Origin of the sequence: Micromonospora sp. NPDC005979, from assembly GCF_040614415.1 — a bacterium.
Classification (GTDB): domain Bacteria; phylum Actinomycetota; class Actinomycetes; order Mycobacteriales; family Micromonosporaceae; genus Micromonospora.
Map to the genome: position 1 here is coordinate 39,544 of NZ_JBEXUR010000007.1, position 26,273 is coordinate 65,816.

Annotated in this window: 20 protein-coding genes; 11 read left to right on the forward strand and 9 right to left on the reverse strand. The window is 72.5% G+C overall.

Going from position 1 to position 26,273, the window contains the following annotated elements; translation table 11 throughout:
• The first annotated feature begins 168 nt into the window (after positions 1-168).
• Positions 169-1,098, forward strand: a complete 930-nt coding sequence (locus ABZ272_RS13675) for a hypothetical protein (protein ID WP_355050261.1) — start codon at positions 169-171, stop codon at positions 1,096-1,098.
• A gap of 90 nt (positions 1,099-1,188) precedes the next feature.
• Here ABZ272_RS13675 and ABZ272_RS13680 read toward each other — a convergent pair whose 3' ends face one another.
• The 6 genes from ABZ272_RS13680 to ABZ272_RS13705 all read right to left on the reverse strand — a co-directional run bounded on the left by ABZ272_RS13680 (position 1,189) and on the right by ABZ272_RS13705 (position 7,434).
• Positions 1,189-2,136, reverse strand: coding sequence for an iron-siderophore ABC transporter substrate-binding protein (locus tag ABZ272_RS13680; protein WP_355050262.1), 948 nt, complete (start codon positions 2,134-2,136; stop codon positions 1,189-1,191).
• Positions 2,136-3,053 carry an ABC transporter ATP-binding protein gene (locus tag ABZ272_RS13685; RefSeq protein ID WP_355050263.1) on the reverse strand — a complete coding sequence of 306 codons (918 nt, stop codon included), beginning with the start codon at positions 3,051-3,053 and terminating at the stop codon, positions 2,136-2,138. The genes ABZ272_RS13680 and ABZ272_RS13685 overlap by 1 nt, the downstream gene beginning before the upstream one ends.
• A gap of 5 nt (positions 3,054-3,058) precedes the next feature.
• Positions 3,059-4,126 (reverse strand): iron ABC transporter permease, encoded by a 1,068-nt coding sequence (locus ABZ272_RS13690; protein ID WP_355050264.1) that lies wholly within the window; start codon positions 4,124-4,126, stop codon positions 3,059-3,061.
• On the reverse strand, positions 4,123-4,272 hold the full coding sequence (locus ABZ272_RS13695) for a hypothetical protein (protein WP_355050265.1): 150 nt from the start codon (positions 4,270-4,272) through the stop codon (positions 4,123-4,125). The genes ABZ272_RS13690 and ABZ272_RS13695 overlap by 4 nt, the downstream gene beginning before the upstream one ends.
• 111 nt (positions 4,273-4,383) lie before the next feature.
• Complete coding sequence (locus ABZ272_RS13700; RefSeq protein WP_355050266.1) at positions 4,384-5,430, reverse strand: iron ABC transporter permease; 1,047 nt, start codon at positions 5,428-5,430, stop codon at positions 4,384-4,386.
• Between the two features lie 60 nt (positions 5,431-5,490).
• Positions 5,491-7,434, reverse strand: a complete 1,944-nt coding sequence (locus ABZ272_RS13705) for a multicopper oxidase domain-containing protein (RefSeq protein ID WP_355050267.1) — start codon at positions 7,432-7,434, stop codon at positions 5,491-5,493.
• A gap of 119 nt (positions 7,435-7,553) precedes the next feature.
• Between ABZ272_RS13705 and ABZ272_RS13710 the strand changes: the two genes are divergently transcribed.
• Positions 7,554-7,913 (forward strand): YciI family protein, encoded by a 360-nt coding sequence (locus tag ABZ272_RS13710; RefSeq protein ID WP_355050268.1) that lies wholly within the window; start codon positions 7,554-7,556, stop codon positions 7,911-7,913.
• Positions 7,914-7,918: 5 nt separating this feature from the next.
• On the opposite strand, the gene ABZ272_RS13715 is transcribed toward ABZ272_RS13710, so the two are convergent.
• Positions 7,919-8,287, reverse strand: coding sequence for a cytidine deaminase (locus ABZ272_RS13715; RefSeq protein ID WP_355050269.1), 369 nt, complete (start codon positions 8,285-8,287; stop codon positions 7,919-7,921).
• Between the two features lie 119 nt (positions 8,288-8,406).
• On the opposite strand from ABZ272_RS13715, the gene hrpA reads away from it, so the two are divergent.
• Positions 8,407-12,459: an ATP-dependent RNA helicase HrpA gene (gene hrpA / locus ABZ272_RS13720; RefSeq protein ID WP_355050270.1), complete on the forward strand. Its 4,053-nt coding sequence runs from the start codon at positions 8,407-8,409 to the stop codon at positions 12,457-12,459.
• 52 nt (positions 12,460-12,511) lie between these two features.
• On the opposite strand, the gene ABZ272_RS13725 is transcribed toward hrpA, so the two are convergent.
• The gene (locus tag ABZ272_RS13725; RefSeq protein WP_355050271.1) at positions 12,512-13,444 is read right to left on the reverse strand and encodes a LysR family transcriptional regulator; all 933 of its coding nucleotides are present in this window, start codon (positions 13,442-13,444) and stop codon (positions 12,512-12,514) included.
• A gap of 83 nt (positions 13,445-13,527) precedes the next feature.
• Between ABZ272_RS13725 and ABZ272_RS13730 the strand changes: the two genes are divergently transcribed.
• From ABZ272_RS13730 to ABZ272_RS13760, 7 genes are all read left to right on the forward strand, one after another.
• Positions 13,528-14,211, forward strand: a complete 684-nt coding sequence (locus tag ABZ272_RS13730) for a succinate dehydrogenase cytochrome b subunit (protein WP_355050272.1) — start codon at positions 13,528-13,530, stop codon at positions 14,209-14,211.
• Between the two features lies 1 nt (position 14,212).
• On the forward strand, positions 14,213-16,150 hold the full coding sequence (locus ABZ272_RS13735; protein WP_355050273.1) for a fumarate reductase/succinate dehydrogenase flavoprotein subunit: 1,938 nt from the start codon (positions 14,213-14,215) through the stop codon (positions 16,148-16,150).
• Positions 16,147-16,908: a succinate dehydrogenase/fumarate reductase iron-sulfur subunit gene (locus ABZ272_RS13740; protein WP_355050274.1), complete on the forward strand. Its 762-nt coding sequence runs from the start codon at positions 16,147-16,149 to the stop codon at positions 16,906-16,908. The genes ABZ272_RS13735 and ABZ272_RS13740 overlap by 4 nt, the downstream gene beginning before the upstream one ends.
• A 791-nt stretch (positions 16,909-17,699) precedes the next feature.
• Complete coding sequence (locus ABZ272_RS13745; protein WP_355050275.1) at positions 17,700-18,884, forward strand: zinc-dependent alcohol dehydrogenase; 1,185 nt, start codon at positions 17,700-17,702, stop codon at positions 18,882-18,884.
• The gene (locus ABZ272_RS13750; protein ID WP_355050276.1) at positions 18,881-19,843 is read left to right on the forward strand and encodes an SDR family NAD(P)-dependent oxidoreductase; all 963 of its coding nucleotides are present in this window, start codon (positions 18,881-18,883) and stop codon (positions 19,841-19,843) included. The genes ABZ272_RS13745 and ABZ272_RS13750 overlap by 4 nt, the downstream gene beginning before the upstream one ends.
• A 108-nt stretch (positions 19,844-19,951) precedes the next feature.
• Positions 19,952-20,953, forward strand: coding sequence for a serine hydrolase (locus ABZ272_RS13755; RefSeq protein ID WP_355050277.1), 1,002 nt, complete (start codon positions 19,952-19,954; stop codon positions 20,951-20,953).
• Positions 20,954-21,068: 115 nt separating this feature from the next.
• A complete protein-coding gene (locus ABZ272_RS13760) occupies positions 21,069-22,214 on the forward strand; it encodes an MBL fold metallo-hydrolase (protein WP_355050278.1) in 1,146 nt (381 codons plus the stop codon).
• Positions 22,215-22,271: 57 nt separating this feature from the next.
• Here ABZ272_RS13760 and dgt read toward each other — a convergent pair whose 3' ends face one another.
• Positions 22,272-23,783, reverse strand: a complete 1,512-nt coding sequence (dgt, locus tag ABZ272_RS13765; RefSeq protein WP_355050279.1) for a dGTP triphosphohydrolase — start codon at positions 23,781-23,783, stop codon at positions 22,272-22,274.
• A 196-nt stretch (positions 23,784-23,979) separates the two neighbouring features.
• On the opposite strand from dgt, the gene ABZ272_RS13770 reads away from it, so the two are divergent.
• Positions 23,980-26,273, forward strand: a 2,294-nt coding sequence (locus ABZ272_RS13770) for a Tex family protein (protein ID WP_355050280.1), incomplete at its 3' end; no start/stop codon positions are given.

A 26,273-nucleotide genomic window follows, 5' to 3' on the forward strand; every position in this document is an offset into this window, starting at 1 on the left:
AAGATCGTGCTGGAACATGGATGTAGTGGTCTCCGTCAGGCTGGGAGGCCACTACATCCATGTTCGAGCGTGATCATGGGGAGGACGGCTCGCACCTCGTCCGACCCCGCTGCGGCGGTTATCCACAGGGGCAGCGCGACGCGGGGCAGGTCGGCCAGCCTGATGCGCATGCCGAAAGCTCCTCGCCGGCCTCCGCAGTTGCGGGGACGCGTCTTCCGTGGCTCGCTCGCCGTCTCGCGTGGGTTACTCACCCGTAACGAATTGCGCAGCTCGGCGTGGCGACCGCTGTTCCGCGACGTTTATGTCGACGCCCAGGTCCCGGTCACCCACACGGTCAGATGTGGCGCCGTCAGTAGTTGGCTGGTGCCACCCGGCACGGCCATCGCGGGCCGCGCCGCGGCAGGTCTCTACGGCTGCGCGAGACCGACAACGAGCGAACCGCTCGACGTCCTCGTGCCCGCCGGCACCCGGATCGGCCCCAGCGTCGGGCTCCGTGCGCACCAGAGCGAGGCCGATCCGGGAGACACGGTGGACCGGGCCGGGGTCACCGTCACCAGCCCGACGCGTACCTGCTGGGACCTGGCACGTTGGCTCGACGTCGTCGAGGCGGTGGTCATCATCGACGCCATGCTGGCCCGCCGGCTGACCACCGTGCCAGCCCTTCGGGAGTACGCGGTGAACCGGGCCGGTCGCCGTGGTTGGCGGTCGCTGCTGCGCGCGGTCGACCTGGCCGACGCGGGCGCGGAGTCACCGCAGGAGTCCCGTACCCGGGTCCGGCTGGTGCTCGCCGGCCTGCCCCGCCCGGAGACGCAGTGGGTCGTGGCCGATCAGGGCCGGTTCGTGGCGCGGCTGGACCTCGCCTGGCCACAGTTCAAGGTCGCCGTGGAGTACGACGGACTCTGGCACGACAACTCGGAACAGTTCCAGAACGATCGCCGGCGGCTCAACCGCCTGCTCGGCGGCGACTGGATCGTGCTGCACGTGACCGCCAAACGGCTCCGGGACGACTTCGACGGCTTCCTCGCCGAAGTCAAAGCCGCGCTGGCCACCCGCGCCCGCGCCGCCAGCTCCCAAGATCGTGCCCGAACATGGAAGTAGTGGCCTCCCTCTAGTCGGGAGACCACTACTTCGTGGTTCGGGCACGATCATGAGGATCGACGGTCGCATCCGGGGGCGGAGCGGGCGGGGTCAGGTGGCGGGGAGGTACTTGGCCAGGTCGTCGAGGATCTTGTTGGCGGCGCCGACGCCGATGCCGGTCATCCAGATCTCGTCGGAGACCGGGTACGCCTTGCCGGCCTTGACGGCGCCGAGTCCCTTCCAGAGGGTTCCGCCGGCCACCTTGCTCTGCTCGGCGGCGGCCTTGTCGCCGTACGCGGTCACGAAGATGACGTCGCCGTCGACCTCGTTGATCCGCTCGGGGCTGACCAGGTCGAAGCGCTTGTCCTCCTTGTTGGCGAGCAACTGCCGCTCGGGGCGGCCCAGGCCGGTGTCACCGATGACGATGCCGGAGAAGGAGTCCGGGCCGTACACCCGGATGTTGCCCGGGATGAACCGCACGATGGATACCTTGCGGGCGGCCGCGTCGCCGAGGGTCGCGCCGAAGTCCTTGGCCCGCTTCTCGTACGCGCCGAGCAGGTCCTTGGCCTGCTGTTCGCGGCCGAGCGCCTTGCCATCGAGGAGGAAGTTCTCCTTCCAGGTGATGCCCACCTTATCGGTGAACACGGTCGGCGCGATGGCGGCGAGCTCGTCGTAGAACTTCTCCTGGCGGAACTTGCTACCGAGGATCAGGTCCGGCTTGAGGGCGTTGATGGCCTCCAGGTCGGGCTCGGTGAGCACCCCGACCTCCTTGATGCCGGCGAGCTTGTCCGCGCCGAAGTACGTGGGCCAACTCTTGGCCTCGCCGGCGGTCGCCGCGCCGACGGGCGTGATGCCCAACGAGAGCGCCGTGTCGATCTTGTCGGTGTCGAGCACGACGACGCGCTTGGGTTCGGCCGGCACCTTGGTGGTGCCCATGGCGTGGGTGATCTCCCGGGTCTCCCCGGTGGCGGAGCCGGCGACCGGGTCGCTCTCACCGCAGGCGGTGAGGCCGGCCCCGAGGGCGACGGCCGCGGCGAGAGCGGCGACGAGACGACGCATCAGTGTCCTTTCGAGGGGTACGTGTCGGCGAGCGGGGTGGCCGCGTCACCGTCGGCGGATCGGGCGTCCGGTACGGACGCCGTCGACGAATCGGGGTCGCCGGGGCCAGCCGCGGGAAGGGCCGGGCCGCCGGTGTGCGCGGGCACCACCAGGGGTGCGCCGGTCACCGGGCAGGGCACGACGACGCAGGCCAGCCCGAAGACCTCCCGGACCAGGTCGGCGGTGAGGATCTCCCGGGGTGGGCCGGCGGCCACCACCTCGCCCGCGCGCATCGCGACCAGGTGGTCGGCGTAGCGGGCGGCCTGGTTGAGGTCGTGCAGGACGGCGACCACGGTGCGGCCGCGCTCGGCGCGGAGCCGGTGCAGGAGGTCCAGCACCTCCACCTGGTGGGCCAGGTCGAGGAAGGTCGTCGGCTCGTCCAGCAACAGCGCCTCGGTGTCCTGGGCGAGCGTCATGGCGATCCACACCCGTTGCCGCTGGCCACCGGAGAGGCTGTCCACCGGCCGGTCGGCGAGGTCGGCCACGTCGGCCAGGGCCATCGCCTCGTCGACCGCCGCGGCGTCGGACGACGACCACTGCCGCCACCACCGCTGGTACGGCTGCCGTCCGCGTCCGACCAGGTCGGCCACGGTGACGCCCTCGGGCACCAGCGGGCTCTGCGGCAGGACGCCGAGCCGGCGGGCCACGTCGCGTGTGGGCAGGTCACGGATGGCGGTGCCGTCCAGCAGGACGGTGCCCTGTCGCGGGGTGAGCAGTCGGGCCATCGTGCGCAGCAGGGTGGACTTGCCGCACGCGTTGGGGCCGACGATCACGGTGAACGCGTCGGTGGGCAGGTCCAGGGTGAGGCCGTCGAGCACGGTCCGCTCGTCGTAGCCGACGACCAGGTCGCGGGTGGAGAGCATCACACGACTCCTCACAGGCGTCACGACGACCGCCGCCGTCCACGAAGCAACAGGAAGATCAGGTACGGGCCGCCGATCGCGGCGGTCAGCACGCCCGCCGGCAGCTGGGTGGGCGCGAACAGTCGGCGGCCGGTCAGGTCGGCGAGGACCAGCAGGAGCGCCCCGAGAAGCGCGGCGCAGACGAGCGGGGGCCGTTCGGCGCGGACCAGCCGGCGGGCCAGCTGCGGTGCGACGAGCGCCACGAAGTCGACGGCGCCGACCTGGGCGGTGACCATGGCGGCGACGAGCACGCCGGTGCCGGCGAGCCCGATCCGGCGGGCCACCGGGCGCAGCCCGACGCCGCGCGCGGTGTCGTCGTCGAGGGCGGTGCTGTTCAGCGCCCAGCCGGCCCACGCCAGCACCGGCAGCAGCACCGCGAGTGTGCCGGCGATCCAGGCCGCCTCGGTCCAGCCCTTGCCGGCGAGGGTGCCGATCAGCCAGATCTGCGCCCGCAGGCCGTCGATCGGGTCGGCGGTGAGCATGACCACCTCGGTCAGCGCCCGGAAGGCGAACGCGACCGCCACCCCGGCGAGGACGAACCGTTGCGCGGCCAGCCCGTGCCGGGCACCGAGGGCGAACAGCAGCACCGCCGCCAGCAGACCGCCGACCAGCGCGCTGGGCGCCACGAGCACCGCCGCCGCACCGCTGGTCAACGCCACGGTCGCGGCGAGGCCGGCGCCCTGGGTGATGCCGATGACGTCCGGGCTCGCGAGGGGGTTGCGCGCGACGCTCTGGATCAGCGTGCCGGCCACGCCGAAGGCCGCGCCGGCCACCGCCGCCAGCACGACCCGGGGCAGGCGAAGATCAAGAACCACGAGGTCGTACGGGGTGCCCGCACCGGAGAGCGCCCGGAGCACGTCGGCCGGGGCGACGTACGGGGTGCCCAGCGAGAGGCTGAGCACGACGGCCAGCAGGAGCAGCGCGCTCAGCACGGCGGCGACCAGCGTCGCGCGACGACGGATCAGCAGGCTGACCGGCCCGATCCGCAGCAACGACCGTCCCGCCGGTCGGGCCTGGCCGTGGCCGGGCGCACCGGGCAGCCCGGTCACGGCTGCGCGCCCGGCCGCGCCGGACGCTTCGGCGGCACGAGCCGGACCAGCCACGCCAGACGCATCCCCAGCACGAGCCGGACCAGCCGCGCCGGATGCATCCCCAGCACGAGCCGGACCAGCCGCGCCGGATGCATCCCCAGCACGAGCCGGACCAGCCGCGCCGGACGCACCGGCGGCGCGAGCCGGACCAGCGACCGGGTCGGCGGCAGGGGCCGGGCCGGCGGTGCCGGACGCTTCGGCGGGACGGCCGGCGGTCACGCGGTCACCACCCGGGCGCGGCGGACCAGCACGGCCAGCAGCGGCGCGCCGATCAGGGCGGTGACGATGCCGGCGGGTATCTCGCCGGGCGGGGCGACGAGTCGGCCGACGACGTCGGCCCCGAGCAGCAGCGCGGGCCCGAGCAGGGCGGAGACGGCGAGGGTCCAGCGGTGGTCCGCGCCGACCAGGGCACGGGCGAGGTGCGGCACGGCCAGCCCGACGAAGGCGACCGGGCCGGCGGCGGCCACCGCGGCGCCGGTGAGCAGCACGGCGGCGATTCCACCGCCGAGGCGGACCAGGCCGATGCGGTGGCCCAGTCCGCGGGCCACGTCGTCACCGAGGGCGAGGGCGTCCAGGCCCCGGGCCACCAGCGCGGCGAGCAGCAGCCCGACGAGGACGAACGGCAGCACCTGGGCGGTGACGCCGAGGTCCCGTCCGGCGAGTCCGCCCACCACCCAGAACCGGTACTCCTCGAAGGTGCGGGCGTCGATGCTGAGCAGCGCGTACACCCCGGAGGCGAGACTGGCGTCGAGCGCCGCGCCGACCAGCGCGAGGGTGACCGGGCTCGCGCCCTCGCGGGCCCGGCTGGCGATGGCGAAGACCAGCAGGCCGGCGGCGAGGGCGCCGGCGATGCCGAACCAGACGTACCCGGCGAGCGTGCCGATGCCGAATACGGAGATGGCGAGCACCACGCCGAAGGACGCGCCGGCGCTGATGCCGAGGATGCGCGGCTCGGCGAGCGGGTTGCGGGTGAGCGCCTGGAACAGCACGCCCGCCACGGCGAGCGCCAGCCCGACGGCGAGCCCGAGCGCGGTGCGTGGCATCCGCAGTTCCCGGACGATGGTGCTCGCGTCGCTGCCGTCCGGCGCGACGAGGGCGTGCCAGACCGCGCCGACTCCGAGTTGCCGACTGCCCAGCGCGAAGCTGGCCAGTACGGCGAGCAGCAACACCAGCGCGGCGCCGACGGTGACGGCGACCCGCCGACCGGTGCGGGCACCGGAGGAGTTGCGGGCCGGCGTCGGCCGGGCGGCGAGGGTGGTCACGAAACTCCTGCACGTTCGAGCTTAGGTTCGCCTAACCTTAGCCGACCTGCGGAAAGTGACCTAACCGGCGTCGGTCGATGCCGCCGGGGCGGCCTGCGGCACCGCCACCGAGCCGCCGTCCCCGGCCGCCGCCGCGCCGCGCGGCAGCACGTTGAGGGGCCGCATCATCTCGTTGTCCTCGTGCTCCAGAAGGTGGCAGTGCCAGGAGAAGCGGCCCGGCAGGTCGAAGCGGGCCTTGATCCGGGTCACCTCCCACGGGTACGCGAGCACGGTGTCCATCCATCCCCGCTCCCCCGGCTCCGGCTCCGCCCGGCCCGACCGTCCACGGCCCAACAGCTCGAACTGGGCCTGGTGCAGGTGGACGGGGTGGACGTTGCGGGTGAAGTTGCGCACCTCCCACACCTCGGTCGCGCCGACGAGGGGCTGTTCGGTCGCGGGGTCGCTCCAGCGCATCGGCCGGCCCCGGCCGCGCTCGTCGAGGGTGCCGAGCAACATCACCATCGACCGGCCGGACATCCGCTCGTTGAGTGACAGCCGCCGGACCCGCTCCGCCGCACCGAGCCGGGGGTGGGCCGGCAGTTGCAGGTGCTCCGGCGGCACGCTCGGGTCCGCGCCGGTGGCCTCGGTGACCACGAACCGCATCACCTGGCCGGTGGTCCGTGGGTCGGACGGCGGAAAGTCCACCCCGGGCCGGCCACCCCGGTACGCCCACTCGGGCCCCTCGTTGACGAAGAACAGCTCGGTGCCGGCGGGCACGCCGGTGAAGTCGACGATCACATCGGCCCGCTGGGCGGGGCCGAGGGTGACGCGGTCGTGCGCCACCGGCTCGGGCAGGAAGCCGCTGTCGCTGCCGATCTGCCAGACCGGCAGCACCGGACGGGCCGGCCGTGCGGTGGCGTGGGCGGCGACGCTGAGCATCAGGAAGCGGCTGTTGCAGCCGTTGAGCAACCGGAACCGGTAGCGCCGGCGCTGCACGGTCAGGCTGGGCCAGGTCCGGCCGTTGACCACGATGGTGGTGCCGGAGAACGCCGACGTCCACGCCGAACCGTCGTGGTGACCTCCGGGGTAGACCAGCTCGCCGTCGGCGCTGAAACTGCGGTCCTGGATGAGCAGCGGGATGTCGTGGTAGTCGGTGTCCGGCGGATCGTCGTGACCCGGCGTCGGGCCGGGCAGCACCCCGTCGGGCAGGTCGTCGCCGCCCAGCAGGTAGAAACCGGCCGGCCCGGCGTAGACGTTCTCCCTGGTGAGGCCCAGCGTGTGGTCGTGGTACCAGAGGGTGCATGGCCGCTGGTCGTTGGCGTACTCGAAGGTGGCCGAACCCGCCGCCCAGCGCAGGCCGGACCCCTCGGCGAAGCGGGACCGGAACTCGCCGTACGCGCCGCCCGTGACGGCGAAGTCGGCCGGCAGGTCGCGGGCCACCGGCAGGTACCACGCCTCGGCGTGCCCGTCGCTCTCCTGCGTGCTGTGCCCGCCGTGCAGGTGGACCACCTGGGGCACCGGTCCCCGGTAGCCACGGCCGCTGCCGTCCGAGCGGCCGTGCCCGTCCCGGCCGTTGCGGCCACCGGCCGGGTTGGCCCAGTGCAGGGTCGGATCGACGGGCAACAGGTGGGGCAGGTAGTCGCCCCGGTCGTCGACGAGTTCGTTGACCCAGGTCACCCGTACCGGGCGGTTCACCCGCGCGACGATGCTGTGCGCCGGGTAGCCGAAGCTGTCGGGGTGGGCGGTGGAGCCGTAACCCCACACGGTCGTACGCGGCCAGGACAGCGGCAGGATCTGCTGGCGGAACTGCCGCACCCCGACGACGTACGTGTCCCGCTCGGGATCGTTCGCCACCCGGGGCATGGCCGCGGGGATCCGCAGCGGCGCGACGTACTTCGGGATGTCGGCGGCGCGCAGCACCGTCCCCGCGGCGAGCGCGCGGCCCGCGGCCGTCGATCCCGCCGGGACCAGAAGCGCGGCGCCTCCGGCGGCACCGGCCACGAGCACCTGTCGTCTGCTGACCATGCCGCACCCCCACTCGTATCCGACCTCGATAAGAGAATGAGTTTCGCGGACGGGGGCAAGTGGGGCGGATGGCGGATAACACCCGTAAGAGGGACACCGAGCGCCATAGGGTGTGGGGTATGCGATTCGACCAGCACACGGTCGTCCTGCTGACCCGACCGTCGGATCCGCCGGAGCTGCCACCGGAGGCGATCGACCGGCTACGCGACGCCCATCTGGCCCACCAGGCAGGGCTCGTGGAGCAAGGACTGGTGCTCGCGGCCGGCCCGCTCCTGCACGCCGACGACGACCGGATGCGGGGCTTCGTCGTCTTCTCCATCGCCCCGGACGAGGTACGCGGGCTCTACGCCGACGACCCGGCCGTCCGTGCCGGCCTGCTCGTCGCGCGGGTGGCGAGCTGGATGGTGCCCGAGGGCAACGTGCGGTACGAGGGCGTGCCGATCCGCGCCTCGATGCTGGAGGCGGCGGCGGGCGACTGACGCGGTCAGCCGGGCAGGTCCGCGATCGGCAGCACCCGCAGGTCGTCCGGCTCGCCCACGATGACCCGCAGCGCCGGGAAGTACGCGCTGAGCACCGGCCGGCACCTGTCGCAGGGCCCGACGACCGTACGACCCCGGTCGGCGACCGAGACGATGGTCTCCAGCTCGGTCACGCCCTGCGTGGCGGCGGTGCCGATGACGACCAGCTCCGCGCAGGTGTCCCCGCTGTCATGGTGCAGGTTCACCCCGGAGAACACCCGCCCGTCGGCGGTACGGGCGGCCGACGCGCCGGTGTGGTGGCGGCTGCGGCACCGGAGTTTGGCGACCGCCGTGGCGGCCTGCACCAGCGCTCGATCGGTGTCCCGCAGCTCCATCCCGGCCCCCCAGCGCTCGACGTCGGGCGCAACTGTAGACCGCCGTCCGCGCGCCGAAGCACCCACGCGCGGTAACCCAGGGGCGGTCCGCCGCCGGGCTGCCTATCCTTGGGCACGACATGCAGAATCCAGCTTCCTCCGCCGCGACCGATCCCGTCCGCGACCTGCACCGCCGCCTCAGTCCCCTGATGTTCCGCGACCAGCGCCGGCTCCAGCGACGCCTGGACGGCGCCCGCAAGCTGCGCGACCCGCAGCGCCGGGAGGCGGCCCTGACCGAGATCACCGCCGAGCTGGCGCGGGCCGAGCAGCGGTTGGCCGACCGGCGGGCGGCGGTGCCGACGATCGCGTACCCCGTGGGGTTGCCGGTCAGCGAGCGCAAGGACGACATCGCCGCCGCCATCCGCGACCACCAGGTGGTGATCGTGGCCGGTGAGACCGGCTCCGGCAAGACGACCCAGTTGCCGAAGATCTGTCTTGAGCTGGGGCGCGGCATCAACGGCCTGATCGGGCACACCCAGCCCCGGCGGCTGGCCGCCCGGACGGTGGCCGACCGGATCGCCGACGAGCTGGGTACCGAGCTGGGCGACGTGGTCGGCTACAAGGTGCGCTTCACCGACCAGGTCAGCGAGCGCAGTCTGGTCAAGCTGATGACCGACGGCATCCTGCTCGCCGAGTTGCAGACCGACCGGATGCTGCGCCAGTACGACACGTTGATCATCGACGAGGCGCACGAGCGCAGCCTCAACATCGACTTCATCCTCGGTTACCTGCGCGAGCTGCTTCCCCGCCGGCCCGACCTCAAGGTGATCATCACCTCGGCGACGATCGAGACCGACCGCTTCGCCAAGCACTTCGCCGACGCCGAGGGCAGTCCGGCGCCGGTCGTCGAGGTCTCCGGACGCACCTATCCCGTGGAGGTCCGCTACCGGCCGCTGGTCGAGGTCGCCGAGGGCGACGAGGACGGCGACGCCGACGAGGAGAACGTCCGTGACCAGATCCAGGCGATCGGCGACGCCGTCGAGGAGCTGGCCGTCGAGGGGCCGGGCGACATCCTGGTCTTCCTCAGCGGCGAACGGGAGATCCGTGACACCGCCGACGCGCTGGGCAAGCTGGTGCAGAAGAAGCGGTCGCTGCTGGGCACCGAGATCCTGCCGCTGTACGCGCGGCTCTCCGCCGCCGAGCAGCACCGCGTCTTCGCCGCGCACTCCTCGCGACGCGTGGTGCTCGCCACCAACGTCGCGGAGACCTCGCTGACCGTGCCCGGCATCAAGTACGTGGTGGACCCGGGCACCGCCCGCATCTCCCGTTACTCCAGCCGACTCAAGGTGCAGCGGCTGCCGATCGAGCCCGTCTCGCAGGCGTCGGCCAACCAGCGCAAGGGCCGCTGCGGTCGTACGTCGGACGGTATCTGCATCCGCCTCTACGACGAGCAGGACTTCCTGTCCCGCCCCGAGTTCACCGACCCGGAGATCCTGCGCACCAACCTGGCGTCGGTCATCCTCCAGATGACCGCGATCGGACTGGGCGACCTGGCCGCGTTCCCGTTCATCGACCCACCGGACAGGCGCAACATCACCGACGGCGTCAACCTGCTGCACGAGCTGGGCGCGCTCGACCCGACCGAGACCGACCCGGCGAAGCGGCTCACCGCGCTGGGCCGGCGGCTGGCCCAGCTCCCGGTCGACCCGCGGCTGGCCCGGATGGTGGTCGAGGGCGAGCGCAACGGCTGTGCCACCGAGATCCTGGTGATCGCCGCCGCGCTCTCGATCCAGGACCCCCGCGAGCGCCCGGCCGAGAAGCAGGCCCAGGCCGACCAGGCACACGCCCGGTTCGCCGACAAAGAGTCCGACTTCGTGGCGTACCTGAACCTGTGGCGGTACCTGCGTGAGCAGCAGCGGGAGCTGTCGTCCAGTGCGTTCCGCCGGATGTGCAAGGCGGAGTACCTGAACTACCTGCGGATCCGCGAGTGGCAGGACATCGTCAGCCAGTTGCGCCAGGTGCTGCGTACCCCGGCCGAGAACGACCGGCGCGGCGGGCGGGCGGCGCGGGACACCCCGGCCGAGGCGGACGCCGGCCGGGGCGCGGGCCGGCGGGGGGGCGCGGACCTGCCGGAGGAGATCGACACCCCGAAGGTGCACCAGTCGCTGCTGCCCGGCCTGCTGTCGCACATCGGCCTCAAGGACGCCCAGAAGCACGAGTACCTGGGTGCGCGGGGCGCGAAGTTCGCGCTGTTCCCCGGCTCGGCGCTGTTCAAGAAACCGCCGCGCTGGGTGATGGCCGCCGAGTTGGTGGAGACGTCCCGGCTGTGGGGGCGCATCGCCGGGCGGGTCGAGCCGGAGTGGGTCGAACCGCTGGCGCAGCACCTGGTCAAGCGCAGCTACAGCGAGCCGCACTGGGAGAAGAAGCAGGCCGCGGTGATGGCCTACGAGAAGGTCACCCTGTACGGCATGCCGCTGGTCGCCTCCCGCAAGGTCAACTTCGGGCGGATCGACCCGACGCTGAGCCGGGAGCTGTTCATCCGGCACGCCCTCGTCGAGGGCGACTGGCAGACCCACCACCGGTTCTGGGCCGACAACAAGCGACTGCTGGGCGAGATCGAGGAGCTGGAGAGCCGGGCCCGCCGCCGGGACATCCTGGTCGACGACGAGACCATCTTCGGCTTCTACGACCAGCGGATCCCCGCCGACGTGGTGTCCGGCCGCCACTTCGACACCTGGTGGAAGAAGACCCGCCACGAGCGTCCCGACCTGCTGACCTTCACCCGCGACCTGCTGGTCAACGACGGTCGCGGTGGTGTCGACGAGAGCGACTACCCCGACGAGTGGCAGACCCAGGGGGTGACCCTCCCGCTGACGTACCGGTTCGAGCCGGGCACGGCGACCGACGGCGTCACCGTGGACATCCCGCTGCCGCTGCTCAACCAGGTGCCGGCGGATAGCTTCGACTGGCAGGTGCCGGGGCTGCGCGAGGAGACGGTGATCGCGCTGATCCGCTCGCTGCCCAAGGCGATCCGGCGCAACTTCGTGCCGGTGCCGGACTACGCCCGCGCCGCCCTCGCGGCGATCACCCCCGGCGAGACGTCACTGCTGGACGCGCTCACCCGTGAGCTCCGGCGGATGACCGGTGTCACCGTGCCCCGCGACGCCTGGGAGCCGGCCAAGCTCCCCGCGCACCTGCGGGTGACGTTCCGGGTGCTCGGCGACGACGACAAGCCGGTCGCCGAGGGCAAGGACCTGCCGGCCCTGCAACGTCAACTGCGTCAGGAGGTACGCCAGGTCGTGGCGGCCGCCGCGCCGGAGGTCGCCCGGACCGGCCTGCGCGAGTGGAGCGTCGGCACGCTGCCCCGGACCATCGAGCAGGTCCGTGCCGGGTACGCGGTGACCGCGTACCCGGCCCTGGTCGACGAGGGCACGACGGTCGGGGTGAAGGTGTTCGACTCCCCCGCCGAGGCGGAGGCCGCGCACTGGGCCGGCACCCGCCGGCTGCTGCGGCTCACCGTGCCGTCCCCGGCCCGGTTCCTCCAGGGTCGGCTGAGCAACGAGGCGAAGCTGGCGTTGAGTCGCAACCCGCACGGCGGCGTGCAGGAGCTGATCGAGGACGCGGCCGGCGCGGCCATCGACCGGCTGATCGACGCCGCCGGGGGCCCGGCGTGGGACGCCGAGGGCTTCGCCGCACTGCGGGAGAAGGTCCGCGCCGACCTGGTCGACACCGTCGTCGAGGTGATGGACCGGGTCCGCAAGGTGCTCGCCGCCGCGTACGCGGTCGAGCAGCGGCTCGGGGCGACCCGCAACCTGGCCGTGGTGGCGGCGCTGGCCGACATCCGCAAGCAGCTCGCCGGGCTGGTGCACGCCGGCTTCATCACCGAGACCGGGTACGCCCGCCTGCCCGACCTGCTGCGCTACCTCACCGCGATCGAACGTCGGCTGGACCGGCTCGGCGGCAACCCGCAGCGCGACCGCCAACAGCAGGACCGGATCGCGGCGGTGCAGAAGGAGTACGACGACCTGCTCGCCGCCCTACCGCCCGCGCGCCGGCAGGAGGCGGCTGTCCGGCAGATCCGCTGGATGATCGAGGAGTTGCGGGTGAACGTGTTCGCCCAGGCGCTGGGCACCCCGTACCCCGTCTCGGAGCAGCGGATCTATCGCGCGATGGACGACGCCGAGGGCCGCTGAGCCCGCCGGCCTGGCCGCCGTCGGCCTGCTCGCGGCGGCGGCCCCGGCCGGGTCAGCCCAGCGGCTCCACGCCCGGCGGCAGCTCGCCCCGGTCGATCGCGGACTGGACGTAGTCGAGCAGGATCCGCCGGAGTTCCCGGCCGGCGTGCGTCGGAACGACGTCGCGGCGACGGGCCACCGCGATGGTCCGCGTCACCCCGGGGGTCGCCAGCGGCGTGATGCGCACCCCGGGTCGGCGGGCCAGCACGATCCCGGGCACCAACGCGATGCCGAGTCCCGCCTCGACGAAGCTGAGGACGGCGTCCATCTCGCCGCCGTCCACCGCGAAGCTCGGCTCGAAGCCCGCCTCCCGGCACGCCGCGATGGTGGCGTCCCGCAGGTCGTAGCCCTCCCGGAACATCACCATCGGCTGGTCGCGCAGGTCGGTGATCCGCAGCTCACCCGTCGCCGAGGCGGTCGGCACCTCGCCCACCGAGGCCACCACCAGGCTCTCGCGCAGGATCGGGTCGACACGCAGGCCCGGGTCGGCGCCCTGCGACGGCATGATGATCAGCGCCAGGTCCAGGTCGCCGCGCAACAGGTCCCGGACGAGGTCCTGGGACCCACTCTCCTCGACGCGGAGGTCGACGGTGGGGTGCGCGTCGCGGAACCGGCGCAGCACCGGCGGGGCGAGCGAGGTGGCCAGGCTCGGGGTCGCGCCCAGTCGTACGCGCCCTCGGCGCAGGCCGACCAGCTCCTGCACCTCCCGGGTCGCGGTCTCCACGTCGGCGAGGATCCGGGTCGCCAACGGCAGGAGCACCTCCCCGGCCGCGGTGAGGGCGATGTTGCCCCGTACCCGCTCGAAGAGCGGGGCCCCGAGGTCGGTCTCGAGGGCGTGAATTTGCTTACTCAACGAGGGCTGGGTTATGCCGACGATGTCGGCGGCTTGGGTGAAATGTCGTACTTCGGCCACCGCGACGAAGTACCGGAGCTGATGGAGCTGCATCTACATAGCTTATGGCTATCAACGCTGCGAGTTCGATGCATTGGACGACTGATCGAAGTGCTCCTAGCGTCAGATCCGTGGTAATGACGAAAACTCGGTCGCCCATCCGCTCGAACGTCGGCCTCAAGGCTGTCATGGCGGTGACGGGCATTGTGCTGGTGCTGTTCCTGATCGCGCACATGCTCGGGAACCTGAAGGTGTTCACGGGGGAGACCTCGTTCGACCACTACGCGCACTGGCTGCGCGACATCGGCAAGCCACTGCTGCCCGGTGTCTGGTTCCTGTGGATCCTGCGCACCGTCCTCGTGGTGGCCGTCGTCGCCCACATCGTGGCCGCCACCGTGCTGGCGCTGCGCGCCCGCGCCGCCCGCCCGGTGAAGTACGCCCACCGCAAGAAGGTCCGGGGCAGCTACGCGGCCCGCACCATGCGCTGGGGTGGCGTGATCATCCTGCTGTTCGTGATCTACCACCTCCTGGACCTGACCACCGGGACGCTCAACCCGGTCGGGACCGAGGGCAAGCCGTACGGCAACGTCGTCGCCGACTTCGCCCCGGAGCGCTGGTACGTCACGCTCTTCTACACCCTGGCGATCGTCACGCTCGGCTTCCACCTGCGCCACGGCGCCTTCAGCGCGTTCCGCAGCCTCGGGCAGCAGACGCCCCGGGGCGAGCGCCGGGCGCGCGCCGCCGCGCTCGTCTTCGCCGTGGTGCTCTGCGCCGGATACCTGGTGGTCCCGTTCGCCGTACTCACCGGATTGGTGTCCTGACATGGAACTCTTTACCGAGGGCGACCCGATCGCCGACACGAAGGCGCCCGCCGGCCCGGTCGAGAAGCGCTGGGAGACCCGGCGCTTCGAGGCCAAGCTGGTCAACCCGGCCAACCGCCGCAAGATGACGGTGATCGTGGTCGGCACCGGCCTGGCCGGCGGCTCCGCCGCCGCGACGCTGGCCGAACAGGGCTACCACGTCAAGTCCTACTGCTACCAGGACAGCCCGCGCCGGGCCCACTCGATCGCGGCGCAGGGCGGCATCAACGCCGCGAAGAACTACCGCAACGACGGCGACTCCGTGCACCGGCTGTTCTACGACACCGTCAAGGGCGGCGACTTCCGCTCCCGGGAGTCGAACGTGCACCGTCTGGCCGAGGTGTCGGTCAACATCATCGACCAGTGCGTCGCCCAGGGCGTGCCGTTCGCCCGTGAGTACGGCGGGCTGCTGGACACCCGCTCCTTCGGCGGCGCGCAGGTGCAGCGCACCTTCTACGCCCGGGGCCAGACGGGCCAGCAGCTGCTGCTCGGCGCGTACCAGGCGCTGGAGCGGCAGATCGGCCTCGGCAACGTGGAGATGAACGCCCGGCACGAGATGCTGGAGCTGGTCATCGTCGACGGCAAGGCCCGGGGCATCGTCGTCCGGGACCTGGTCACCGGCGAGATCAGCACCGAGATGGCCGACGCGGTCGTGCTCGCCTCCGGCGGCTACGGCAACGTCTTCTACCTCTCGACGAACGCCAAGGGCTGCAACGTCACCGCCACCTGGCGGGCGCACCGCAAGGGGGCGTACTTCGCCAACCCCTGCTACACGCAGATCCACCCGACGTGCATCCCGGTCTCCGGCGACCACCAGTCGAAGTTGACCCTGATGAGCGAGTCGCTGCGCAACGACGGCCGGGTGTGGGTGCCCAAGCGCAAGGGCGACGACCGCAGCCCCAAGGACATTCCCGAGGACGAGCGGGACTACTACCTGGAGCGGATCTACCCGTCCTTTGGCAACCTGGTCCCCCGCGACATCGCCTCCCGCGCCGCCAAGAACGTCTGCGACGAGGGCCGGGGTGTCGGTCCGACCAAGCTCGGCGTCTACCTCGACTTCGCCGACGCGATCGACCGGCTGGGCCGCAAGGCCATCGAGGCCAAGTACGGCAACCTCTTCGAGATGTACGAGCGGATCACCGGCGAGGACCCGTACGAGGTGCCGATGCGGATCTACCCCGCCGTGCACTACACGATGGGTGGGCTCTGGGTCGACTACGACCTGCAGTCCAGCATCCCGGGCCTGTTCGTGATCGGCGAGGCGAACTTCTCCGACCACGGCGCGAACCGGCTCGGCGCCTCGGCGCTGATGCAGGGCCTCGCCGACGGCTACTTCGTGCTGCCCACCACCATCGCCAACTACCTGGCCTCGGGCCCCCTCGAGAAGGTCGACGCCAGCCACCCGGCGGCGGTCGAGGCGCGTACCGACGTCGAGGACCGGATCCAGCGGCTGCTGGCGGTCGACGGCGACCGGACCGTGGACTCGTTCCACCGGGAGCTGGGCCAGATCATGTGGGAGCACTGCGGCATGGAGCGCAGTGAGGCCGGTCTGCGCAAGGCGATCGGCGAGATCCGCGACCTGCGCGAGCAGTTCTGGCAGCGGGTCAAGGTCTCCGGCACCGGCGAGGAGCTGAACCAGTCGCTGGAGAAGGCCGGCCGGGTGGCCGACTTCTTCGAGCTGGCCGAGCTGATGTGCATCGACGCCCTGCACCGCGAGGAGTCCTGCGGCGGTCACTTCCGGGCCGAGCACCAGACCCCCGACGGCGAGGCGCAGCGCGACGACGAGAAGTTCGCGTACGTGGCGGCCTGGGAGTTCACCGCCACCGGTGAGCCCTCGGTGCTGCACAAGGAAGACCTGAAGTTCGAATACGTCCACCCCACGCAGCGGAGCTACAAGTGAACCTGACCCTGCGCATCTGGCGCCAGAAGGGCCCTGAGGACAAGGGTCGGATGGTGACCTACCCGGTCGACGACGTGTCCCCGGACATGTCGTTCCTGGAGATGCTCGACGTGCTCAACGAGCGGCTGATCCTCTCCGGCGAGGACCCGGTGGCGTTCGACCACGACTGCCGCGAGGGCATCTGCGGCATGTGCGGCCTCATGATCAACGGGGACGCGCACGGACCGCAGCGCGGCACCACGGCGTGCCAGCTGCACATGCGGCAGTTCTCCGACGGGGACACGATCGACATCGAGCCGTGGCGGGCCAGCGCCTTCCCGGTCGTCAAGGACCTGGTCGTCAACCGGAGCGCCTTCGACAACATCATCGCCGCCGGTGGCTACATCACCGCGCCGACCGGCAGCGCGCCCGAGGCGCACTCCACCCCGGTCGCCAAGGCCAACGCGGACGCCGCCTTCGAGTCGGCGGCCTGCATCGGCTGCGGCGCGTGCGTGGCGGCCTGCCCGAACGGCTCCGGCATGCTCTTCACCGCCGCCAAGCTCACCCAGCTCTCGCTGCTGCCGCAGGGCCAGCCGGAGCGCTACACCCGGGTGATCGGCATGGTCGACGCGCACGACGAGGCGGGCTTCGGCGGCTGCACCAACGCCGGCGAGTGCACGGTGGCCTGCCCGAAGGGCATCCCACTGAACACCATCGGCCGGCTCAACCGCGACTACCTGTCGGCCACCACCAAGGGCGGCAACACCCCCGGCTCCTGATCCTTCCGGCCCAGGCAACCCCCGGACCGCCGCGCCCCGATCGTCGGGCGCGGCGGTCAGGCGTTGAGGGCCGACACCGCCCACAGCGGTCCGTCCCGGTCCGGCCGACCCCCGGCCCGCCCGACCGGGCCCGCGACAGACCCCGCCCGGCCCGACCTGGCGCGACTGGCCCGCACCGGCCCGTGACAGACCCGGCCCGGCCCGCGACAAGCCCGGCCCGGCCCGCGACAGACCCGGCCCGGCCCGCGACAAGCCCGGCCCGCGGCTAGCCCTGGCCTGGCCGCGACTGGCCCGCGCCGGCAAGATCCACTCGACATCGGCGAGGTGGCGGTGTCCTGGCGCCGGGATACCGCCACCTCGGCGCAATGGAGTCGATCATGCGGCCAGCGGTGCTCGGTGTGCGTGCCGATTCGGCGCAGCACCGTGGGCAAAAGGTGCGATGCGCGCGACTCGCACCGCTTCCCGAACCCCGTCAACGGGCAACCGGGCAAGACCAACTCGGCATCCAGGAAGTCGGCCCGTCCAGGGGCCTACAACACCCCGACTTCCTGGTAACCGAGTCGATCAACGGGCCACCCCGCACGACCCACGAGCGGCCACGCCGATCGCACGAACGGCGACCAGCGCGGGCTGGGGGCGACCGTGCCCGGCGCAGGGATCAAGCCTGACCGCCCGGAGCCGGGCACGGTCGCCCCCAGCCCCAACCGCAACCACCGACAAGGCCGGAGCGCCGGTTCAACTCCCCCTCCCCGGGTAGCAGTCAGGGTAGGACCGAGGGAGGGCAGCCGGACATGAAGGCGTTGACCTGGCAGGGCAAGCGGGACATACGGGTCGAGGAGGTGCCCGACCCCCGGATCGAGGAGCCGACCGACGCGATCGTCAAGATCACATCGACGGCGATCTGCGGCTCGGATCTGCACCTGTACGAGGTGCTGGGGCCGTACCTGAAGCCCGGGGACATCCTGGGACACGAGCCGATGGGGATCGTCGAGGAGGTCGGCCCGCAGGTGGCCGGCCTGAAGCCCGGCGACCGGGTGGTGGTGCCGTTCAACATCTCCTGCGGCGACTGCTGGATGTGCCGACGCCAGCTCTACGCCCAGTGTGAGACGACCCAGGTGACCAGCGAGGGCAAGGGCGCGGCGCTGTTCGGCTACACGTCCCTCTACGGGTCGGTGCCCGGCGGGCAGGCCGAGTACCTGCGCGTTCCGCAGGCCCACTTCGGGCCGATCAAGATCCCGCAGACCGGCGCGGACGAGCGCTACCTCTACCTCTCCGACATCCTGCCCACCGCCTGGCAGGCGGTGAAGTACGCGGACACCCCGCCCGGCGGCACGCTCGCCGTCTTCGGGCTGGGCCCGGTCGGCCAGTTCTGCGCCCGCATCGGCCGCCACCTCGGCGCCGGCCGGGTGATCGGCCTGGACCTGGTGCCCGAGCGGCTGGAGCTGGCTCGCCGGCACGGCATCGAGGTGCTCGACGTACGCGAGTTGTCCGACGTGCCGGGCGCGCTGATCGACCTGGTCGACGGGCGCGGTCCGGACGCGGTCATCGACGCGGTCGGCATGGAGGCGCACGGCTCGCCGGTCGGCAAGCTCGCGCACGCGGCCGTCGGACTGCTGCCCGACAAGCTCGCCCAGACGATGACGGACCGGGTCGCCATCGACCGGCTCGCCGTCCTGCACGCCGCGCTCAAGGCGGTCCGGCGCGGCGGCACCGTCTCGCTCTCCGGGGTGTACGGCGGCGAGGCCGACCCGATGCCGATGATGGAGATGTTCGACCGGGGCGTCCAACTGCGGATGGGGCAGTGCCACGTGCGCCGCTGGGTCGACGAGATCATGCCGCTGCTCTCCGGCGACGACGACCCGCTGGGGGTGGAGGATCTGCGTACCCACCGGCTGCCGCTGAGTGACGCGCCGCGCGCGTACGAGATGTTCCAGAAGAAGGAGGACGGCTGCGTCAAGGTCGTGCTCGCACCATGAGTCGGATCGTGGTGGTCGCGGGCGCGACCAGCGGGATCGGTCGGGCGACGGCCCGGGCGTTCGCCGAGCGCGGCGACCGCCTGGTCCTCGCGGCCCGCGCGCCGCAGACCCTCGCCGAGGTACGCGAGGAGTGCGCGGACGTCGAGGTGCTGACCGTGGCGACCGACGTCACCGAGCCGGGCGCGCTGGAGGCGCTGACGGAGGCGGCGATCGAACGGTTCGGCCGCATCGACGTCTGGGTGCACACGGCGGCGGTGATGGCCTACGGGCGCTTCGACGAGCTGCCGGAGCGGGTGTTCGACCAGGTGGTGCGGACGGACCTGCTGGCCGCCGCCGGCGCGGCCCGGGTGGCGCTGCGGCACTTCCGGGCCACCGGCGCCGGGACGTTGATCCTCACCGGTTCGGTGCTCGGGCACATCACCGCGCCGTACATGAGCGCGTACGTGACCAGCAAGTGGGGTTTGCAGGGGCTGGCCCGGACGCTCCAGCAGGAGCTGCGGGACAGCCCGGGAATCCGACTGTGCCTGGTCAACCCGGGCAGTGTGGACACACCCGTCTACCAGCAGGCGGCCAACTATCTGGGTCGCGTCGGCCGCCCTCCACCGCCGGTAGCGGGGCCGCAGCGGGTGGCCCGGGCCATCGTCGACTGTGTGGACAGTCCGCGTCGGGAGGTGTCCGTGGGGCGGCTGAACGTCCTGCTGCGCGCCGGCTTCACGCTGCTACCCGGCGTCTACGACGTCCTCGTCGGCCCGTTGATGCGGCTCGCCGGCCTCAGTGGACGGCCGGTCGCGGCGCACGACGGATCGGTCTTCGCGCCGAACCCGGCGGGCGAGGCGGTCCGTGGCGGTCACCTGCCCGACCTGCGGCAGCTCGCCCGGGCGGTGTCCGGGCCAGCGGCACAGCTCCGTGGGACGGCGGCCGGCGCGATCGCCGCCGCGCTGCGCCGACGGCCCGGGTAAGACTGTTCGGGACCGTTCGGGACTCTCTCCGGGGGCATCATGAATAGATCAACTCGCCTAGCGTGGAGGGCCGGCAGGCGCTCCGGCGCCCCACGACGGGAGAGACGATTGACCATCCGACTGAACCGCAGGACCGCCCTCGGACTGGGTACGGTGGCCACCGCCGGTACGGTGCTCGCCGCGGCCACTCCGGCCAGCGCCGCCGAGGCGACACCGACCACCCCCGCGCAGGCGGCCCGGCGGGTCGCCACCGTCTTCGGCCGCCACCGCGCCGAGGCCGGCGGCAACTGGCAGGGGTACGTCAGCGTGGCCGGTCCGGCGGGTACGCCGGTCGTCGCGGTGGCGGCGGACGCGGACCGGACGATCGAGGCGTACAGCGTCAACAAGATCGCGGTCGCCACGGCAGTGTTGGACAAGGTCGACCGTGGACTGCTGACGCTGGACCAGCGGGTCGAGGTGACCGAGGCGATCGTGGTGCCCGGTGGTGACGGCATCTTCAGCCTGGACGGCGCGTACCCGAGCAGCGTGACGCTGGGGCACGTGCTGGCGAACCTGCTGACCGTCTCGGACGACACCGCCGTACGACTGTGCGGGCTGGTCGCCCCGGCCGCCGAGATCAACTCGATCCTGATCGCCAAGGGCTTCCCGAACACCCAGGTCGAGCCGGTCGCCAACCCGAACCGGTTCTTCCTCGGCACCAGCACTCCCCGCCAGACGCACGACCTGCTGCGGGCCCTGGTCGGCGGCACGCTGCTCTCGCCGGCCTCGACAACGCACCTGCTCGGGCTGCTGCGCTCCCCGGTGGCCTTCACCGACGGGATCCGTCGCACCATGTCCTCCGACGATCGGGCCCGCATCGCCACGAAGGCCGGCTGGTTCGCCGACGCCCGGCACGAGGCCGGTGTGATCTTCGACCGGTCGGGCGCGGCGGTGCTCACCTACGCGCTCTTCGCCGATGGGCAGGCCGACCCGGACAACTTCGGCGCGACCCATCCGGCGGTGCGGGCCCGGGCCGCCATGGGTCCGAAGTTCCTCGCCGCGGTGGACCGCCTCGGGGGCGCGGGCACCGCGTACCGGACGACCGTCCAGCGGCCCAGCAACGGCGGCTGAGACGCGCCTCGGGCCGGTCGCCTCGGCGGCGCCCGGCCCGGGGCGGGCGACCGCCGGGGCACGGACCTCGTGAGGTGACTACCGTGTAGTGCGGGACACGGCGGAGGGACGGGCGATGGCACCAGCGAAACGCACCGACGGGCAACGGTCGCTCGCGCGACGGATGGGCGGCTCGGCCGGACTGGCCGCGCTGGCCGGCCTGGCCTGGGTGGCCCGGGACGTGCCGGCGGCGCTCGGCGGGCGACTCGCCGGGGCCCGAGCCGAGCGGGCGGCCCGCTCGCCGCAGTTCCGTGACGGCACGTTCCACAACCAGGCCGACGTCCGCACGATGGTCGCCGCCGAACCGGGTCGTAACCTGGTCCGGGAACTGATCTTCGGCAAGCAGAAGCGCCGCCCCAGCGCGCCCGTGCCGCTGCTGCGGCCCGGCGCGTCGCCGGCCGCCGACACCGCCGACGAGCTGAACATCGTCTGGTACGGCCATGCCTCGGCGCTCATCGAGATCGAGGGCCGGCGGGTCCTGCTCGACCCGGTCTGGAGTGACCGCTGCTCACCGTCCGGCGCGGTCGGCCCGCGTCGGCTGCACGAGCCGCCGGTGGGCATCGACGAGCTGCCCCCGCTCGACGCCATCCTGATCTCCCACGACCACTACGACCACCTGGACATGCCCACCGTGCGGGCGCTGGTCGCCGGGCAGTCGGCGCCGTTCGTGGTGCCGCTCGGAGTGGGCGCCCACCTGGACCGCTGGGGGGTGCCCGCCGAGCGGATCATCGAGCTGGACTGGTCCGAGTCGCACCGGGTCGACGGGTTGGAGATCACCGCCACCGCCGCCCAGCACTTCTCCGGCCGGGGCCTGCGCCGCGACGGCACGCTCTGGAGCTCCTGGGTGGTCGCCGGGGCACGGCGCAAGGTCTTCTACACCGGTGACTCCGGCTACTTCGCCGGGTACGCGGCCATCGGCGCCGAGCACGGACCCTTCGACGTCACGCTGATGCAGATCGGCGCGTACGACCGGGCGTGGCCGACGATCCACATGTTCCCGGAGGAGGCGGTCGACGCCCACCTCGACCTGCGCGGCGGGCTGTTCATCCCGGTGCACTGGGCGACGTTCAACCTGGCCCTGCACGACTGGTCGGAGCCGGTGAACCGGCTGTGGGCCGAGGCGAAGGCCCGGGACGTGCGGCTCGCCGTACCCCGCCCCGGCGAGCGCGTGGTCGTCGACGACCCACCGGCGGTCGACGGCTGGTGGCAGTCCGTCGCCTAGTGAAAGGAAGGGCCCCTTATTAACGCCTGGCGTTAATAAGGGGCCCTTCCTTTCACTTCAGAGCACGAAGGCGTCGGTCCAGAGCGCGCCGGAGCGACCGGAGAGCGCGTCCAGCATGGCGACCGCCTGGCCGTCGGTGAGCTGCGCGACGAAGTCCACGATCGCGCGTCCCCGGGCGCGGCCGATCCGGTGCGGCGTACGCGGGTGCAGCTCGGCCTCGGCCAGCTCGACCAGGTCGTGCAGCCGGCGGGGTAGGCGGGACTCCTCCTCCGGGTCGAGCAGCCACTCCCACAGCGCCTCCACCAGGGTGCCCAGGAGTCTTGCCTGACCGCGCTGGTGCAGGGCCAGGTCGGGGCGGGCCAGCACGAACCGGTGGTGGACGAACTTGAGCACCTGCACCTCGTGCCACTGCGCGCAGCCGAGCAGCACGTGCCCGGAGCGCACCGACGGCTGGTCGGTGACGGTGACGGCCTCGACGAAGCGGGTGGACCAGCGGGCGGAGAACCGCGCCACGTACTGCTCCGCCTCGATCGAGCCGTCGAACGGCAGCGCGAGCAGCCCGTCCACCAACTCCTCGCGGACGTGCTCGACGGCGGCGGCGAACGCGTCGTCGTCCGCGACCCAGGCGTCCTTGCGGTGCAGTTGCCGGCGCAGCCGTTCGATGGCGGCGCCGGGTCGCCGGGCCGAGGTGGCCAGCGCCGCGTCGGTTATCGCCCGGAAGTGCCCGCTCTCGCGCTGCCAGGCCATCAGCTCGGCGGACACCGCGCCCTGCTGGAGCACCCCGACCCGGTAGAAGTCCTCCACGTCGTGGATGGCGTACGCGATGTCGTCGGCGGTGTCCATCACGGACGCCTCGACGGTCTGCTGCCAGTCCGGAATGCGGCCGACGAACGGCTCCCGGGCCTGCCGCAGGTCGTCCAGCTCGGTGCGGTACGCCCCGAACTTCAACGAGCCGCTCTCCGGGTCGTCCGGCGGCGGCGTGGCGCCCCGCGGCGGCGGGTCCAGCAGGCGCGGGTGGGGGTCTGGGTAGTCCAGCCGCGTCCACGGGTACTTCAGCATCGCCGCGCGGACGGCGGCGGTCAGGTCCAACCCGGTGGTGGCGGCGCCCCGGATCTCGGTGCTCGTGACGATCCGGTACGACTGCGCGTTGCCCTCGAAGCCGTCGGCGAGGCCCAGGCGCTGGCGGGCCAGCCGGTCGAGCACCCGCTCCCCCAGGTGGCCGAACGGCGGGTGGCCGAGGTCGTGCGCGAGCGCGGCGGCCTCCACCACGTCGGGGTCACAGCCGCCGAGCTTGTCCAGCAGGTCACGCCACCTGTCGTCGGCCGTCAAACGCTCGGCGATGGCCCGGGCCACCTGGGCGACCTTGAGGCTGTGGGTGAGCCGGTTGTGCACCAGCAACCCGGAGCCGACCGGGCTGATCACCTGGGTGACCCCGCCGAGCCGGGCGAAGAACGGCGAGCCGACGATCCGGTCCCGGTCGGCGCGGAACGGGTTGGCCGTGAGGTCACCGAGGGCCCGGGCGCTGCCGCCGAAGAGCCGTCGGGCGCGCGGCTCCGCAGGTGATTCCATGATCGCCACGCTAGCGCAGGCCGGACGGCACCGCCGCCGGTCACCCGGCCGGTGCGGTCCGCCGCGCCCGGTCGGGCGCGGCGATACGGGTCCGCCGCGCCAGGCCGGGCGCGGCGACAGCGGCCGGGGCCGCCCGGCAGAATGCAGGCCGTGCCCGCTCTTTGAGGGCGGATCGAGTCGAAGGCGGATCGAGATCGTGACCCAGTCTGTTCATCAGCGGATCGCCGACGAGCTCGGCGTGGCCGAGCGTCAGGTGCGGGCGGCCGTGGAGCTGCTCGACGGCGGCGCCACCGTGCCGTTCATCGCCCGCTACCGCAAGGAGGCCACCGGCCTGCTCGACGATACCCAGCTGCGCACCCTGGAGGAGCGGCTGCGCTACCTGCGGGAGCTGGACGAGCGGCGGGCCGCCGTGCTGGAGTCGATCCGCGGCCAGGGCAAGCTGGACGAGGCGCTGGAAGCACAGATCATGGCCGCCGACTCGAAGTCGCGGCTGGAGGACATCTACCTGCCGTACAAGCCGAAGCGGCGGACCCGGGCGCAGATCGCCCGCGAGGCCGGCCTCGCGCCGCTGGCCGAGACGCTGCTGGCCGACCCCAGCCAGGACCCGAAGGCCACCGCCGCCGGGTTCGTCGACGCGGAGAAGGGCGTCGCCGACGCCGCCGCCGCGCTGGAGGGCGCGCGGGCGATCCTCATCGAGACGTTCGCCGAGGACGCCGACCTGATCGGCACGCTGCGCGAGCAGATGTGGTCGCGGGGCCGGCTGGCCTCCCGGGTACGCGACGGTCAGGAGACGGCCGGCGCGAAGTTCGCCGACTACTTCGACTTCTCCGAGCCGTACCCGAAGCTGCCGTCGCACCGCATCCTGGCCATGTTCCGGGGCGAGAAGGAGGGCGTGCTCGACCTGACCATGGAGTCGGAGGAGGCCGGCGAGGCCGACGCCGTACCGACCGGTCCGACCCGGTACGAGGCGATGATCGCCGGCCGGTTCGGCGTGTCCGACGCAGGGCGCCCCGCGGACCGGTGGTTGACCGACACGGTCCGCTGGGCCTGGCGTACGCGCATCCTCATCCACCTCGGGGCCGACCTGCGGATGCGGCTGTGGCAGGCCGCCGAGGAGGAGGCCGTACGGGTCTTCGCCACCAACCTGCGCGACCTGCTGCTCGCCGCGCCGGCCGGCACCCGGCCGACGATGGGCCTGGACCCGGGCCTGCGGACCGGCGTGAAGGTGGCCGTGGTCGACGCCACCGGCAAGGTGGTCGCCACCGACACCATCTACCCGCACGAGCCCCGTCGGCAGTGGGACGCGTCGATCGAGACCCTGGCCCGGCTGGCCGGCGCGCACGGCGTGGAGCTGGTCGCGATCGGCAACGGCACCGCCTCGCGCGAGACCGACAAGCTGGCCGGTGACCTGATCAAGCGGCACCCGCAGCTCAACCTGACCAAGGTGATGGTCTCCGAGGCCGGCGCGTCGGTCTACTCCGCCTCCGCGTACGCCTCGCAGGAGCTGCCCGGGATGGACGTGTCGCTGCGCGGCGCGGTCTCCATCGCCCGTCGTCTCCAGGACCCGCTCGCCGAGCTGGTCAAGATCGACCCTCGCTCGATCGGGGTCGGCCAGTACCAGCACGACCTGTCCGAGGTGAAGCTCTCCCGGTCACTGGACGCCGTCGTGGAGGACTGCGTCAACGCGGTCGGGGTGGACGTCAACACCGCCTCCGCGCCGCTGTTGACCCGGGTCTCCGGGATCGGCGCCGGCCTGGCCGAGAACATCGTGCTGCACCGGGACGCCAACGGGCCGTTCCGGTCACGGACCGAGCTGAAGAAGGTGGCCCGCCTCGGGCCGAAGGCGTTCGAGCAGTGCGCGGGCTTCCTGCGGATCCCCGGCGGCGACGACCCGCTGGACTCCTCCAGCGTGCACCCCGAGGCGTACCCGGTGGTGCGGCGCATCCTCGCCAGCACCGGGCAGGACCTGCGCGCGGTGATCGGCAAGAGCGCGATCCTGCGCGGGCTGCGGGCCACCGACTTCGTCGACGACCGGTTCGGCCTGCCCACCGTCACCGACATCCTCGCCGAGCTGGAGAAGCCGGGCCGTGACCCCCGGCCGGAGTTCCGCACCGCCACCTTCGTCGAGGGCGTGGAGAAGATCGGCGACCTGACGCCGGGCATGGTGCTGGAGGGCGTCGTGACCAACGTGGCCGCCTTCGGCGCGTTCGTGGACGTCGGGGTGCACCAGGACGGCCTGGTGCACGTCTCGGCGATGTCCCGGACGTTCGTGAAGGACCCCCGCGAGGTGGTGAAGTCCGGCGACGTGGTCAAGGTCCGGGTGCTCGACGTGGACGTACCCCGAAAGCGCATCTCACTGACCCTGCGCCTGGAGGACGAGCCGGCCGCCGGTGGTCGGACGAGCCAGGAGGGGCGTGGCGGCCCGGCGCAGCGCGGACCCCAGGGCGGTCGCGGAGGCCAGGCCGGGTCCGGCGGTCGCGGCGGGTCCGG

Bases quoted from the DNA above. Each gene is read 5' to 3' on its own strand.
- ABZ272_RS13675 (WP_355050261.1), top strand. From the start codon at position 169: ATGCCGAAAGCTCCTCGCCGGCCTCCGCAGTTGCGGGGACGCGTCTTC.
- ABZ272_RS13680 (WP_355050262.1), bottom strand. From the start codon at position 2,136: ATGCGTCGTCTCGTCGCCGCTCTCGCCGCGGCCGTCGCCCTCGGGGCC.
- ABZ272_RS13705 (WP_355050267.1), bottom strand. From the start codon at position 7,434: ATGGTCAGCAGACGACAGGTGCTCGTGGCCGGTGCCGCCGGAGGCGCC.
- ABZ272_RS13710 (WP_355050268.1), top strand. From the start codon at position 7,554: ATGCGATTCGACCAGCACACGGTCGTCCTGCTGACCCGACCGTCGGAT.
- ABZ272_RS13715 (WP_355050269.1), bottom strand. From the start codon at position 8,287: ATGGAGCTGCGGGACACCGATCGAGCGCTGGTGCAGGCCGCCACGGCG.
- hrpA (WP_355050270.1), top strand. From the start codon at position 8,407: ATGCAGAATCCAGCTTCCTCCGCCGCGACCGATCCCGTCCGCGACCTG.
- ABZ272_RS13725 (WP_355050271.1), bottom strand. From the start codon at position 13,444: ATGCAGCTCCATCAGCTCCGGTACTTCGTCGCGGTGGCCGAAGTACGA.
- ABZ272_RS13730 (WP_355050272.1), top strand. From the start codon at position 13,528: ATGACGAAAACTCGGTCGCCCATCCGCTCGAACGTCGGCCTCAAGGCT.
- ABZ272_RS13735 (WP_355050273.1), top strand. From the start codon at position 14,213: ATGGAACTCTTTACCGAGGGCGACCCGATCGCCGACACGAAGGCGCCC.
- ABZ272_RS13745 (WP_355050275.1), top strand. From the start codon at position 17,700: ATGAAGGCGTTGACCTGGCAGGGCAAGCGGGACATACGGGTCGAGGAG.
- ABZ272_RS13750 (WP_355050276.1), top strand. From the start codon at position 18,881: ATGAGTCGGATCGTGGTGGTCGCGGGCGCGACCAGCGGGATCGGTCGG.
- ABZ272_RS13760 (WP_355050278.1), top strand. From the start codon at position 21,069: ATGGCACCAGCGAAACGCACCGACGGGCAACGGTCGCTCGCGCGACGG.
- dgt (WP_355050279.1), bottom strand. From the start codon at position 23,783: ATGGAATCACCTGCGGAGCCGCGCGCCCGACGGCTCTTCGGCGGCAGC.